The following is a 14,476-nucleotide window of genomic DNA, read 5'->3' as shown; positions in this document are numbered from 1 at the left end:
AATTAATCTATATTTTCAATAATCATAGCAGAAGCACCACCACCTCCATTACAGATTCCAGCACCACCAAGTTTACCACCATTTTGCTTTAAAACATTAATAAGGGTAACAATAATTCTAGAACCAGAGTTTCCAAGTGGATGACCTAATGAAACAGCACCACCGTTTACATCAACTTTTGCAGGATTTAATCCTAATTCTTTAGTGTTTGCAATACCAACAACAGCAAAAGCTTGATTTAATTCCCAGAAATCAATATCGCTAGTAGATAAATTTGCTTTTTTTAATGCTTTTGGTATAGCTAATGAAGGAGCTGTAGTAAACCATTCTGGTGCTTGAGCAGCATCAGCATAGCTAACAATTTTTGCAATAGGTTTTACACCTAACTCTTCCATCTTTTCTTTACTCATTAAAATTAATGCAGAAGCACCATCATTTAATGTAGATGCGTTAGCAGCTGTAACACTACCTTCTTTATCAAATACAGGACGTAAAGCTGGAATTTTATCCATTTTTACGTTTGAGTATTCTTCATCTTTACTAAAAACAATAGGATCTCCTTTGCGTTGAGGAATTTCTACTGGTACAATTTCATTGTCAAATTTTCCAGCATTCCATGCTGCTGCACTTCTGTTATAGGATTCAACTGCAAATGCATCTTGTTCTTCTCTAGAAATATTTTTTTCAGTTGCACACTTTTCAGCACAAACTCCCATATGAACTCTATTATAAACGTCAGTTAAACCATCTTTAACCATTCCGTCTATCATTTTAATATCTCCTAATTTTACAGCTGTTCTAGCATTGTAATAATGAGGAACTAAACTCATATTCTCCATTCCTCCAACAACTACACAATTGTTGTCACCAGTCATAATTGATTGAGCGCCTAATGAGATTGCTTTCATACCAGAAGCACAAACTTTGTTTATTGTTGTACAAGGTACATTTTCATTAATACCTGCAAATATTGCAGCCTGACGAGCAGGAGCTTGACCAACATTAGCTTGTAAAACGTTACCCATAAAAACTTCTTCAATTTGGTCAGCAGAAACATTTGCTTTTGCTAATGCTCCTTTAATGGCAGCAGCCCCTAGTTTTGGTGCCTCTACAGTCGATAAGCTACCCATAAAACTTCCTATTGGCGTTCTAACAGCCGATACTATATATACTTCTTTCATAATAAATTAACTTGATTTTATACTGGTTTTCATTCACGCGAAGTTAATTATTTAAGATTAAAAAAGAGTAATAAACGACTGTTTTATTGGTATTTGATATTTTGATAAAAATATTACAATTACTTTTATATTTTATTAAACTAAATTTAGTGAGTAGAATTATAAATAATATAAGACACCAACAAGAATTTATTTTTAAAATATTACTGTTCTTAATAGCTGCAGTTTTTATCATTTTTTTATTACCTAAAGAAGGGAAGTTTAAATATGAGTTTCAGAAAAATAAGCCATGGGTACATGAAGATTTATTTGCTCCTTATGATTTTGCTATAAATAAAACGAATGAAGAAATTGAAGCTGAAAAAAACCAATTAAAAAATACCTATGCATTATATTTTAACAGAGATGAAAATGCTGAGCAAATATCTTTAGACCAATATAAAAATTGGGTTGACCAAAATTGGAGTGATACTATTGCTGCAAATGGAAATAAAGAGGATTACATAGAAAAAGGCAATAAGTATTTAAAAGAAATATTTGAAATAGGAATTATACAATTAACCGATGTTTTAGAGACTAAGAAAGATGATTTTTCTGTAATTGTTTTATCAGAAAATAACATAGCAGAAGATGTTGAACTAAAAGATTTACTTACGATTAAACAAGCTTATCATTTTATTGAAAAGGAAGTCGAAAATCTAAGTTCTGTTAATGATAGTTTTTTATTGTTAGGACTTGAAAATGTTCTTGTACACAATATTATTTTTAATGAAGATTTAACAAAAAAAGATTTAGAAAATCAGTTATCATCACTTTCTTTAACTAGGGGAGGAGTTTTAAAAAATGAAAAAATTATTTCTACTGGTGAGGTAATAAGTGCTGATAAGTATCAAATACTTCAGTCACTAAAACAAGATTATGAGTTTAAACTTGGTTCAACTAATCAGTTTGCGTGGGTTTTGTTAGGTCAAATTTTATTGGTGTGCATACTTTTTTATTCAATCTATATTTTCATAAAAAATGTTGCGCCAGATGTCTTTAATGATAATATGAATATTGTTTTTTTCTTATTGTTAATTATTGCTTTTGTTAGTGTTACACAATTAGTTTTAAAAATAGAAAATGTAAGTATTTACTCTATTCCTTTTTGTGTTATACCGTTACTAATTCGAACTTTTTTTGGGAATAGGTTAGCTTTATTTATTTATATCATAAGCATACTCTTAATTAGTTTTATTGTGCCTAATTCTTTTGAGTTTGTATTTCTTGAATCAATAACCGGTATTATAACTCTATTTACGGTATTAAATGTAAATAAACGATCTGAGCTTTTTTATACTTCACTAATTGTATTTTTTACTTTTTCAATACTATACTTTGGTTTGTCTCTTTTACAAGAAGGAAGTATTTCAAAAATTTCATTCAACAAATTATCTTGGTTTGCTATAGGAGCAGGTTTTACATTATTAACTTATCCATTAATTTATTTATTTGAAAAGGTATTTGGATATATTTCTGATGTAACCTTGCTAGAGTTATCTGATACAAATAATGATTTACTTAGAGAATTAAATTTAAAAGCACCTGGCACATTTCAACATTCACTCCAAGTTTCTAATTTAGCAGAAGAAGCAATTAGAGAAATAGGAGGGAACCCACTTTTAGTTAGAGCAGGAGCACTTTATCATGACATAGGTAAAATGGTTGCTCCAGCGTATTTTATTGAAAATCAATCAGGAGTAAATCCTCATGATGAGTTAGGCTATGAAGAATCAGCATCTATAATTATAAACCATGTAATTAATGGAATAGAGCTTGCAAAAAAACATAAACTACCAGAGCAAATTATTGATTTTATTCGAACTCATCATGGTACAACCAAGACACAATATTTTTTAAGAATGTATTTGTCAGAAAACCTAGATGAAGACATTGATGAAGTGATGTTTCAATATCCAGGACCAATTCCTTACTCTAAGGAAACTGCTGCATTAATGATGGCTGACTCTGTAGAAGCTGCATCAAGGAGCTTAAAGGTCTACAATAACGAAACTATTTCTAATCTTGTTAATGGAATAATAGATTATCAAGTAAAAGAAAATCAATTTGAAAATACAAATATTACTTTCAGAGATATTTCATTAATCAAGAAAATGTTTGTCAAAAAGCTAATGAATATTTATCATGTAAGGATAGAATATCCAAAATAAGGATTATGATCCACCACCACTAGGTCTGCCTTTTGTGGTTTTAACTTTTACTCTTCTTTTTCTATTGTGCTTTTCTCTGGCTTTTTGTGAAGCTCGTTTCTTTTTTTCTATTTCTTTCTCAGCTAATTTTGCTGCCTTTTTAGGATTATCGTCATGCTTACTTAGCTTATCAATATCTTTTGCAGTTTGAATGCTAATAGGTACTCTTCTGTTTAATCCAGCATCATAGATCCCTTTTTTCTTTGTTTTATGGGCTCTACCATTAAACATTGAACTTTGGTCTATTTTAGGGTTACATGAAAATAGAATAAAGAAAAGTGCTGGTATAAAGAGTATTTTGATTAAACGCATAAACATTATTTTAAGACAAACGAAAGTAAAATTATTTATTCATATTCTCTTAATAACGTATAAATATCAGCAATTAGTCTGTCGATGTCTTTTTCAGATGTTCCATCATAAAAACCTCTTAATCGTTTTTCTTTATCTACAAGAATAAAATTCTCAGTATGAATAAAGTCATCGATACCACCGTCTCCTTCTGTAATTGCTGCAAAATATGTTTTTCTGGCAAGATTGTAAATGTCTTTTTTATCTCCGGTAACAAATTTCCATTTAGTGTTATCAACTTTTAATTTTTGAGCATATTCTAATAAAACGGGAACAGAATCTTTTTCAGGCATTACTGTATGCGATAGAAAAAGAATATCTGGATTTTTAACAAATTCATCATAAACTCTGTTCATTTGTGTTGCCATTTTAGGGCAAATGGTAGGGCAGGTAACAAAAAAGAAATCAGTAACATATATTTTATTTTGAAACTGTTTTTCGGTAAGAGATTTTCCTTCTTGGTCAATTAAGTTAAAATTACCAACACGATGTAATTGAGTAACACCTTGAACAGATTCATCAACTAATTTCGGGTTAATATCAGAAGGATTGTAAATTGGTAAAGACTTGTTATCTGTTATCATAAAATAAGCAACTCCAATTCCGATAACTGTTATAATTAGAGCTGGTATTAATCTTTTCATTCTTTACCTTTAATGTTGTATTGATTTTCAAATACTTGTTTAAGTAAATCTGTATCTAATTTTTTACCAATTATTTTTTTATCCTTATCTAATAAGTATACTTGAGGTGTGCTATAAATGTCATATGTTGCGCTATAGTTTAAACTAGCCACATCTGTTTTTCCTGTAAGTACATATTCATTCACTTTTTGTTGATCTTTATAAACTTCTTGAGGAACAGCAACATTTATAAAATCCATTTTATTATCTCTAATAAATTTTTTCCATGCATCATTATGGTCAGAGCTAACAGCATAAACTAATATGTTTTGATCTCTAATGGTTTCATAATATTCAGCCATTTTAGGAAGTTCTTTTTTACAATGTCCACACTCAGGATCCCAAAAAACTAATATTGTATAATCAGCTTCAAGTTTGTGAAGGTTTACCCAATTAACAGATGCTGTATCCAATAATTTTAGATTTGGAGTTACTTTTCCAACTAATAGAGGAGCCAAAGCTTTAGCTCTATCTTGTATTTTTTCAACTTGAGCAGAATCAACCCAAAAAGCAAGTTCATGGGTGTAGTAATTTTGAGCCATATGAACAAAAACAGCATCCATTCCCATTATTTTTGACTTCTCAAAAGTATTTGTAACATAATGTACAGTGTACTTAAAAAGTTCAGTTTCTGGCTTTGTTTGTTTTAAAATCCAATCAGCTTCTTTGTTGATAGAATCCGGACGTTGAAAAACAATTTTATTTAAATACCTATCTAATTTGTTATGATAAATAGGTGTTCTAATTAATCTTTCATCACTAAAATCAAAACCATCCCAGTAATTATCTTTTATGTATTTGTATTGAAGATAACGAACAATAGAGTCATTTTTTTCTGTTTCAAAATTTGGAACTTCAGGCTCTTTCATAGCATTGAAGATTGAGGCAACAAGTGTGTTTGGATTTTTTTCTATTATTCCTAATCTAAAATCTTTGATTTCATTACTTATTGCAGTTATATCTTCCCTTAATTTCTTTTTACCATCTTCATCAGCTTTTTCCATTTTACCTTGTAACAACTGAATTGATCGTTGCTTTTCAGTTATAAAAAACAAATGCTCATAAAATAACTTGTTTTCAGCTGATTTTTTTACAACCAATTTTTTTACATAATTCGTTGTATCAGTTTCTAATTCTATTACAGGCTCATTAACTATGATTTCAAACAGCATTGTATTGTTATAAATCAAAGTGTAAATACCTCCTGGAAGAGATTCTTCACCTTCAAAAACACAAACTCCATTTCCATCAACTCTTGCTGTATCTTTGTAATACTGTTTGTTTCCATAATAATTACCTAAGTAGCAAGTGGTATCTTTAAGCCCATTAATTTTTATTTTAATTTTGTATCCTTCATTTCCTGCAAAAGTTGCAGAACAAAAACTGAAAATGAATAGTATAGCTAAGAGTTTCTTCATAATTTTAGAAAAAAATTGATATTCAAATTTAATATTATATTCTATGTTTACTGACATCGAGTTGATTTTAACATTCTTTTAACGTGCCTAATTTTTTAATATATATAGCAATTATTTTGCCAGCAGTGTTAATTGGTTTGGGAATTGCTTTATATATTTTTCAAGAAAGGTTAATTTTTTACCCAGAAAAATTATCAGACAAGTGTCAATTTAAATTTGATGTTCCTTTCTCTGAATTAACCTATACAACCGAAGATGGAGAAAAACTAAATGCACTATTATTTGAAGTTGAAAATTCAAAGGGTGTTATTTATTATCATCACGGTAATGCTGGTAATTTGGAGCTATGGGGAACTAAAGCTATTGATTTTACAAGTAGGGGGTATGATGTTCTGATGTATGATTATAGAGGGTTTGGTAAAAGTACAGGGAAAATTAAAAATGAGAAAATGTTGTATAACGATGCTGTAATGATTTACAAAAAGTTATTACACGATTATGCTGAAAAAAACATTATCATTTTTGGAATCTCATTGGGAACTGGCATCGCAACAAAATTAGCTCATGAAAATAATCCTCAACTGTTAATTTTAGAAACACCATATTATAATTTTTACGATGTTTCTAAGTTTCACTACCCTTATTTACCTAATTCTATTTTATTACATTATCAATTTAAGAATGATAAATTGCTGCCTGAATTAAGCCAACCAATATATTTATTTCATGGAACTGAAGACAAAACTGTACCTTATAATTCTAGTTTAAGGTTAGAAAAACTATCAGAAAATATAAAGTTATTTACAATAGAAAATGGTTCGCATAACGATTTAAATACCTTCCATTATTATCACGAAAAAATGGATGAGATTTTAGATTAAACAGTTTCTCTTTTAAACTCTGATGTAGTATGGAACGTAATTTCAGGGTAATCTGCTTGAGCACTTTGTAATAAAAATTGTGTTTGAGCTAAGAAAACCAAATTCCCATCTTTATCTTCAGCAATGTACTGTGCTTTTCGTTTTACAAAATCCTCAATTTTTGAATCATCATCAGATGTCATCCAGCAAGCTTTGTAAAAGTTTTTGGCCATAAAATCGGCAGAAGCACCATATTCATGCTTAAGGCGGTATTGAATTACTTCAAACTGAAGTTCGCCAACTGTTCCTATAATTTTACGATTACCAGGCTGTTGAGTAAATAATTGAGCAACACCTTCATCTGTTAATTGGTTAATCCCTTTCTCTAATTGCTTAGATTTCATAGGGTCTTTATTAATCAATTCTTTGAAAATTTCAGGAGAAAAACTAGGTATTCCTTGAAAATTCATTATTTCACCTTCAGTTAGCGTATCACCGATTTTAAAGTTACCAGAATCATAAAGTCCAATAACATCTCCAGGAAAAGCTTCGTCAATTACACTTTTGTCTTGAGCCATAAAGCTGGTTGGGTTACTGAACTTTAGTTTTTTATTATTTCTAATGTGCTGATAAAATTTATTTCGCTCAAATTTTCCAGAGCAAATACGTAAGAATGCAATTCTATCTCTGTGATTAGGGTCTAAGTTAGCATGTATTTTAAATACAAAACCTGAAAAGTTATCTTCTGTTGGAGCTATTTCTCTAACATCTGTAGTTCTACTTCTTGGAAAAGGAGCAATTTTTATAAATGCATCCAACAATTCTTGTACACCAAAATTATTTAAAGCACTACCAAAGAATACAGGAGCTAATGTTCCGTCTAGGTATTGTTGTTCATTAAACTCTTCATAAACACCTTCAATTAATTCAATATCTTCTCTAAGTTTATTAGCTGGAGTTTCTCCGATTTGTGTGTCTAGAGCGCTATCATTTAAATCTGATATTGATACAATATCACGAGCTAGTTTAGTTTTGCTTGCATCAAAAAGGTTTAGGTGTTTTTCAAACATATTGTAAACCCCTTTAAAAGTTGCTCCAATTCCTATTGGCCAACTTAGTGGACGTACTTTTATTTTTAGAATATCTTCAATTTCGTCAAGCAAATCAAATGGGTCTTGTCCTTCACGGTCCATTTTGTTAATGAATACAATAACAGGAGTGTTACGCATTCTACAAACTTCCATTAATTTTTTTGTTTGAGCTTCAACACCATTAGCACAATCAATTACTAATATTACACTATCTACAGCAGTTAGAGTCCTATAGGTATCTTCAGCAAAATCTTTATGTCCAGGAGTATCTAATATATTTATTTTAGTGCCTTTGTAATTAAAAGCCATAACAGAGGTTGCAACAGAAATACCTCTTTGCTTTTCAATTTCCATAAAATCAGAAGTAGCTGTTTTTTTAATCTTATTAGATTTTACAGCACCTGCTGACTGAATTGCACCACCAAAAAGTAGCAGTTTTTCAGTTAAAGTTGTTTTACCTGCATCAGGGTGAGAAATGATGCCAAAGGTTCTTCTCTTGTTTATTTCTTCTGTTAAACTCATAATGCCGCAAAAGTAAATTTTTTTAAGTTGTTTTTGTTGATAAGATAAAAGAAGTGTCTATATTTTTTGATAGAAAGAGGATTAAGTTTGGATAAACTTATAAAACCATATTAAATATGAAAAAAATGATTTTAGCAACTGTAGCAATTTTTGTTGCCAGTTTATTTTTAGTTTCGTGTAGCTCAGAGAGTGATGTTTTGGGTTCTTTTTCTAAAAGAAAATACCTGAAGAACTTTAAAGAAAAGAAAGTGAAGTATGAAGATAAAGTAGAGGAATTAGAATTGGCTTCAACAAAACAACTTAAGACTGAAGACTTAATAGTAAATACAATAGTTCAACCTCAAGCTTTAACTGCTAATGCACCAATAGCTTTAACTAAATCAGTTCAGAAGTCGGCTCTTAAATCAGCGATTAAAGAAATGCGCAATTGGAATAAATATAATAGGAATATTGAAGAAAACTTCTTGGTTTATAATAATGAAGCAGGAGACATGCATGATGCTTTTAATAAAATAAGTTTAAATTCTAAGCAGGTAGATGATGTGGTTCTTATTATTTTAGGAATTTTTATTCCACCATTAGCAGTTTATTTATATGAAGATGCTATTACAGCTAACTTTTGGGTAGATTTATTGCTAACTCTATTGTTTTGGATTCCAGGAATTATATTTGCAATGTTAGTTATGTTTGCAGATGTTTCAGTTTAAATAAACTTTTACTTTAAAAAAAATAGCTCTGATAATTATCAGAGCTATTTTTTTTAAAACCTTATTTTTTAATTTTTTCCACCTAACATCAACAATTCATTAATTACAATTTCAGTGATGTATTTCTTTTCTCCATTTTTATCTTCATAGCTTCTATTTACTAATTTCCCTTCAATAGCAATTTCATTTCCTTTTTGTAAGTGTTTCTCAATAATATCAGCAGTTTTTCCCCATGCTAAAAGGTTGTGCCATTGTGTTTCTTTAATTAATTCACCTTTATTGTTTTTATAACTTTCGTTGGTAGCTAGTGAGATTTTAGCTAATTTTTTTCCACTTTCTAAATTAATAATTTCAGGTGTGTTTCCTAAGTTACCAATCAATTGTACTTTGTTTCTTAATGTACTCATTGTATATAAGTTTTAGTTTTGTAAACCTGATTTGTTCAGATTTAATGAAGCAAAGTAAAGAGAGATGCAAAAAAATATTCGGTTATTAATTATTTGCTTTCGTTTGTTGTTGTTTGTAATTATTTGTAGTCGTTTGTAAACGAATAATTATTTATATTTGTTGAGATGTAAATTTAAAAATATGAGTAAACCAACTTGTTTAGAATGCGGTGAATCTTTTGTAGGAAGAGCTGATAAAAAGTTTTGTTCTGACTATTGTCGTAATGCATACAACAATAAAATAAATAAAGACAGTAAAAACTTAATTAGAAATACTAATAATAAATTAAGAAAAAACTGGCGAATATTAGAGGAGTTAAACCCAAATAAAAAAGGAACAGTTTCTAAAAACCAGCTTGATTCCAAAGGGTTCGATTTTGGGTTGATAACTAGTGTTTACAAAACAAAAACCAATGATGTTTATTATTTCTGTTATAATCAAGGGTATCGAATTTTAGAAAATGATAAATACATGTTGGTTAAAAAGGATTAAATGATAATTGTCCTTTTTTTAAATAAACCCTTTCGTTAATCTTGGAATATGAGAACTAAGTTAAAACAATTTTACAGTTTTGTCGAAGAGTTGATTGTTAAGTTTGTGGTAGATAATTCATTAAATTATAGTGGGTCAATTGCTTTTTTTACTATATTTTCATTACCTGGTATTTTAATTGGAGTAATCTTAATTGCAGGTTCTGTTTTTGGAGAAAATACGGTGAAGGGGGAGTTATATGAGCAAATCAAAACTTTGGTTGGTGAATCATCTGCTAATCAAATTCAAGATATAATACAAAACCTTGAAAATGCTGATTTTAATTATGTAGCATTTGCAATTGCTGTTTCAACTTTATTATATGGTTCGACTTCTGTTTTTGCATCCATACAAGATGGAATAAATGTAATTTGGGGATTACGCCCCAAACCAAAAAGAATAGCTTTAAAATTTATTTTAAATAGATTGTTGTCAATAGCAATGATTGTTACTATCGGTTTTTTAATGTTAGTATCTCTTTCTGTTGATACTTTGGTTGTTGTTTTTAACGATTTTTTAGTTGAGATTTTAGATGAAAAAAGTGCAACAGTTGTTCTTGCGTTAGAATCTGTTAGTTTTTCTATTATTGTTTTTGTCGTTTTTACTACAGTTTATAAATTTTTGCCAGATGCTAAAGTTGGCATAAAAGATGTATTAAGAGGAGCATTATTAGCGACCATTCTTTTTATGATTGGTAAATATTTAATTAGTTTTTATTTAGGTAATAGTAGTTTTGGAACAGCTTATGGTGCAGCTGGTTCATTGGTGTTGTTGTTGATTTGGGTTTATTATTCAGCAATGATTTTGTTGTTTGGTGCTGAATTTATAGAAGTTTATACAAGAAAAAACAACAGAATTATTGCACCAAGTTCTCAATCTGTTAAAATTATAACTAAAGAGGTTCATTTAAAGTAATTAATAATATAGTGTTGATAAAGACAGATAACTAGTGAAACAATAACCATTTAAAGTCGTTTACTTAGTAGTATGAAAAAAATACCATTTATATTTATCTTAATTGTTTCAGCTACTTTTTGTATTTCGTTTTCTGAACCTTTTGTTGAAAAAACGGATGTTGTTGAAGTTGTTGGATTAAATGATTCAATTAATTATAATTTTGTTTCTTCAGAACAATTATATGCTGAGAGATGGAATGTTTTGCCACAACCAAATTTTTGGAGGACATTAATGCAAATGGGTGACGATTCTGCTGTTATTAATATTGCAAGCACACGCCAAATTATAAAGAGAATTGCAGTAAAAGATTGGAATGACCAAACTGATGCTCAAAAAGATTTATTTCGAGATAGCGTTAGAACTCATTATAATTTAGCTTCAGAAGCTAAAGTGTTTATGACATCAGGTAAAAGAGATTTCTATGATTTTGAAAAAGTAATACCAAGCATAGGAAGAGGTATAGCTGTTTTTAAAGAAAATGGAGTAGATCCTTTTTATGCTCAAGCAATATTATTAATTGAAAGTCCAAATAAATTACAAAAATCTCAAGTAGGTGCTTATGGTTCATTTCAAATCATGAAAAATGTTGCAATTAACTTAGGTCTAATAGTGAATAAAACGATTGATGAACGTGAAGATTTTGATAAAAGTGCTTGGGGTGCAGCAAAATTGATTAAAACAATCTGTATTCCTGAGTTAAATAAAATTTTAGATGCCCGATGTATTGAATACCAGCCAACAGATATTTGGTATCGTTTATTAGTTTTACATGTCTACCATGCAGGAGCAGGAAATGTAAAGCATGCTATAAACGCTATAGATCCTAAAAAAGGAGACATAAATTTAATAACAACTTTATGGCAGACAGAGGCTGCTGGTTTTAGAAATGCTTCTCAAAATTATTCTCAATTAGCATTAGCAAGTATGCTTGAATTAGATGAGATAATTTATCATAATTGTAACAATATTATTCCCTGTAATTAATTTTTTTATTTCTCACTTTAAAAGACTAAATTTATTTAATCTAAAGAAATTAAAGTGTCAAAGGAAATAGAGCAGCTAAAATTAAAAGTTAAAGAACTTCAAAAAGAAAATGAACTTTTACGAAGTGGAATAACAAGTTTTTTAGCAACAGGACCTACTGTAAATACACCTTCACAATTCAAACCGATTTTTGATAAAGCAGAGACGACTGTAAGGGATTATTTTACAAAATTAAAAGCATCTCCATCTAAAGGAAGGATAGAAATAAATGATGAGCGTTATGTCTTACTTCGAGCTTCATCTCTCTCATTTGGATTTTTAAATAAAATAAAGGATTTATATTCAGATAAAGGAGAAAAAGAAGCCTATTTAATTGGTAGAAATTTTTTGTTTGATATAGCTCATGTTTTAGGCTTAGAAGATGCTAAAAGTTTTCATTTTAAAATGGATTTAAATGATCCTATTTCAAAATTATCTGCAGGGCCAATTCATTTCGCTTATACAGGCTGGGCATATGTAGATATTCTAGAAGAAAGTAATCCAAGTCCAGATGAAAATTTCTTCTTGAAGTATCACCACCCTTATTCTTTTGAAGCAGACTCATGGTTAAGAGCTGGAGTCAAATCTGAATATCCAGTATGTGTTATGAATGCTGGTTATTCTTCAGGTTGGTGTGAAGAAAGTTTTGGAATACCATTAACAGCAGTAGAAATTACTTGTAGAGCAAAAGGAGATGATAATTGTACTTTTATAATGGCTCCACCTGATAGAATACACAGTTACTTACCTAAAGGACAAGATATAAATACTGTAAATGATAATTATGATGTGCCATTATTTTTTGAACGAAAAAAGGCTGAAGAAAAAATAAAAACCTCTTTAAAAGAAAAAGAAACTTTACTAAAGGAAGTACATCATCGTGTTAAAAACAACCTTCAAATTATATCAAGTCTTTTAAATCTTCAAACTAATTATTTAAATGATTCCGAATCTATAGAACTTTTTCAAGAAACGAAAAATAGAATTAAAACGTTGGCTTTAGTACATGAAAAGCTATATAAATCTGAGGATGTAGAGTATGTAAATATTAAGAATTATATTCAATCAATTGTAGACTTATTAAGTTATTCATACAACAAAGAATATATTGATGTTTCAATTAATATTGATGATGAGTTGTTTGATAAATTTGATATTGAAAAAGCTATTCCTTGCGGATTAATAGTTAATGAAGTTGTTTCTAATGCTTATAAACATGCTTTTGATAAAATATTAAAAGGTAAAATTGATATTTCATTAGAAATTGATGGCTCTATATGTAGAATGATTGTGTCTGATAATGGGGTAGGTCTTCCTGATGATTTTGATCCAAATAATTTAAATTCTCTTGGTTTAGAGTTGATTGATGCGTTAGTACTTCAGTTAGATGGAGATTACAGCATGGAAAGTAAAAGTGGTACCAAAATAAATATTGAATTTTTGTACTAAAAATTAGCATGAGAAACGTCATCTTTTTTTTAAGAATATTATATTAGCATTGATAAAAAATAAATTATGAGTGATTATTCTGAATTAATTTCTAAAATAGAAAACAAATACAAAAAATTAGGACAAGATCCTGAAGCTTATTTTAAAGGCTTATTGCATGCAAAACCAATTAATTACTGGGATTACATTCAAGTTGATACATTGTTGTCTTTACAAAAAACTAGAACTGATTTCCCAGATGAAACAGTTTTTGTAATGTATCATCAAGTAACAGAGTTGTTATTAAATATGATGACTCATGAGATGAAGCAAGTTTGTAATCATGAAAATCTTACGGCAAGTTATTTTATTAATAAATTAGGGAGAATGAATCGATACATTCAAATGTTAGCAAATTCATTTGATGTAATGAGATTAGGAATGGACCCAGAGCAGTATAACGAGTTTAGGTTTACTTTAACTCCAGCTAGTGGATTCCAATGTGCTTCATTTAGAGAAGCCGAAATTTTCAGCACAGACGTTAAAAATTTAGTTGACCCTAGATTTAAGAAAGGGATTAAAAATGAGTCTGATTTTAAAGAATTGTTTGGTAAGATATATTGGCAAGCAGCTGGAACTGATTTTAAATCGGGAGAAAAGTCATTACTTTTAAAAGCTTTTGAAGATAAGTATCTAGGTCATTTTATTGAGATGGCTGAAGAGTATAAAGGGAAAAACTTGTGGCAAAAATATGTTGCACTTCCTGAATCGGAGAAAAATAATCCAGAGTTAATACAAGCAATGAAGGATTTAGATATTGAATTTAATATTAAGTGGCCTATAGTTCATTTAAATGCCGCTAGAAAATATTTAGGAGGAGGAGATGATGCAACAGAAGCAACAGGAGGTAGTGATTGGCAAAAATATTTACACCCTATGTATCAACGTAGAATTTTCTTTCCAGGAATTTGGTCGGAAGATGAATTAGAAAATTGGGCAAAAGATTACTAAAAATCTATTTGTAAGTT

14 protein-coding genes are annotated in these 14,476 nt (G+C 29.4%); 8 read left to right on the top strand and 6 right to left on the bottom strand.

Going from position 1 to position 14,476, the window contains the following annotated elements:
• Positions 1-2: 2 nt before the first annotated feature.
• On the bottom strand, positions 3-1,181 hold the full coding sequence (locus tag FRY74_RS05610; RefSeq protein WP_147099450.1) for an acetyl-CoA C-acyltransferase: 1,179 nt from the start codon (positions 1,179-1,181) through the stop codon (positions 3-5).
• Positions 1,182-1,330: 149 nt separating this feature from the next.
• Between FRY74_RS05610 and FRY74_RS05605 the strand changes: the two genes are divergently transcribed.
• Complete coding sequence (locus FRY74_RS05605; RefSeq protein ID WP_170227960.1) at positions 1,331-3,391, top strand: HD family phosphohydrolase; 2,061 nt, start codon at positions 1,331-1,333, stop codon at positions 3,389-3,391.
• A 3-nt stretch (positions 3,392-3,394) separates the two neighbouring features.
• On the opposite strand, the gene FRY74_RS05600 is transcribed toward FRY74_RS05605, so the two are convergent.
• Genes FRY74_RS05600 through FRY74_RS05590 form a run of 3 tightly spaced genes read right to left on the bottom strand, consistent with a single transcriptional unit; the run spans position 3,395 to position 5,882 of the window.
• A complete protein-coding gene (locus FRY74_RS05600) occupies positions 3,395-3,742 on the bottom strand; it encodes a hypothetical protein (RefSeq protein WP_147099446.1) in 348 nt (115 codons plus the stop codon).
• A 35-nt stretch (positions 3,743-3,777) separates the two neighbouring features.
• Positions 3,778-4,425, bottom strand: a complete 648-nt coding sequence (locus FRY74_RS05595) for an SCO family protein (protein ID WP_147099445.1) — start codon at positions 4,423-4,425, stop codon at positions 3,778-3,780.
• Entirely contained in the window at positions 4,422-5,882 is a 1,461-nt protein-coding gene (locus FRY74_RS05590; RefSeq protein ID WP_170227959.1) for a redoxin domain-containing protein, read from the bottom strand. Before FRY74_RS05590 ends, FRY74_RS05595 begins: the two co-directional genes overlap by 4 nt.
• Positions 5,883-5,965: 83 nt before the next feature.
• Between FRY74_RS05590 and FRY74_RS05585 the strand changes: the two genes are divergently transcribed.
• Positions 5,966-6,763, top strand: coding sequence for an alpha/beta hydrolase (locus FRY74_RS05585; RefSeq protein WP_147099441.1), 798 nt, complete (start codon positions 5,966-5,968; stop codon positions 6,761-6,763).
• On the opposite strand, the gene FRY74_RS05580 is transcribed toward FRY74_RS05585, so the two are convergent.
• Positions 6,760-8,355, bottom strand: a complete 1,596-nt coding sequence (locus tag FRY74_RS05580; protein ID WP_147099439.1) for a peptide chain release factor 3 — start codon at positions 8,353-8,355, stop codon at positions 6,760-6,762. The genes FRY74_RS05585 and FRY74_RS05580 overlap by 4 nt on opposite strands.
• A gap of 116 nt (positions 8,356-8,471) precedes the next feature.
• Between FRY74_RS05580 and FRY74_RS13010 the strand changes: the two genes are divergently transcribed.
• Complete coding sequence (locus FRY74_RS13010) at positions 8,472-9,062, top strand: YqaE/Pmp3 family membrane protein (protein WP_223265832.1); 591 nt, start codon at positions 8,472-8,474, stop codon at positions 9,060-9,062.
• 68 nt (positions 9,063-9,130) lie between these two features.
• Here the strand turns inward: FRY74_RS13010 and FRY74_RS05570 are convergent, their stop codons facing one another.
• On the bottom strand, positions 9,131-9,469 hold the full coding sequence (locus FRY74_RS05570) for a single-stranded DNA-binding protein (RefSeq protein ID WP_147099437.1): 339 nt from the start codon (positions 9,467-9,469) through the stop codon (positions 9,131-9,133).
• Positions 9,470-9,650: 181 nt separating this feature from the next.
• On the opposite strand from FRY74_RS05570, the gene FRY74_RS05565 reads away from it, so the two are divergent.
• The 5 genes from FRY74_RS05565 (at position 9,651) to FRY74_RS05545 (ending at position 14,459) form a co-directional block, all read left to right on the top strand.
• Positions 9,651-10,001 carry a hypothetical protein gene (locus tag FRY74_RS05565; RefSeq protein ID WP_147099435.1) on the top strand — a complete coding sequence of 117 codons (351 nt, stop codon included), beginning with the start codon at positions 9,651-9,653 and terminating at the stop codon, positions 9,999-10,001.
• Between the two features lie 48 nt (positions 10,002-10,049).
• A complete protein-coding gene (locus FRY74_RS05560) occupies positions 10,050-10,955 on the top strand; it encodes a YihY/virulence factor BrkB family protein (protein WP_147099433.1) in 906 nt (301 codons plus the stop codon).
• Positions 10,956-11,027: 72 nt separating this feature from the next.
• Complete coding sequence (locus FRY74_RS05555; protein ID WP_147099431.1) at positions 11,028-11,981, top strand: transglycosylase SLT domain-containing protein; 954 nt, start codon at positions 11,028-11,030, stop codon at positions 11,979-11,981.
• A gap of 54 nt (positions 11,982-12,035) precedes the next feature.
• The gene (locus tag FRY74_RS05550; protein ID WP_147099429.1) at positions 12,036-13,469 is read left to right on the top strand and encodes a histidine kinase dimerization/phosphoacceptor domain -containing protein; all 1,434 of its coding nucleotides are present in this window, start codon (positions 12,036-12,038) and stop codon (positions 13,467-13,469) included.
• Positions 13,470-13,535: 66 nt separating this feature from the next.
• Entirely contained in the window at positions 13,536-14,459 is a 924-nt protein-coding gene (locus FRY74_RS05545) for a tryptophan 2,3-dioxygenase family protein (protein WP_147099427.1), read from the top strand.
• The last annotated feature ends 17 nt before the right edge of the window (positions 14,460-14,476 follow it).

The organism is Vicingus serpentipes (assembly GCF_007993035.1).
Classification (GTDB): Bacteria; Bacteroidota; Bacteroidia; order Flavobacteriales_E; family Vicingaceae; genus Vicingus; species Vicingus serpentipes.
The sequence above is the reverse complement of the archived record's forward strand: the minus strand, read 5'-3'. Positions and strand labels throughout refer to the sequence as shown.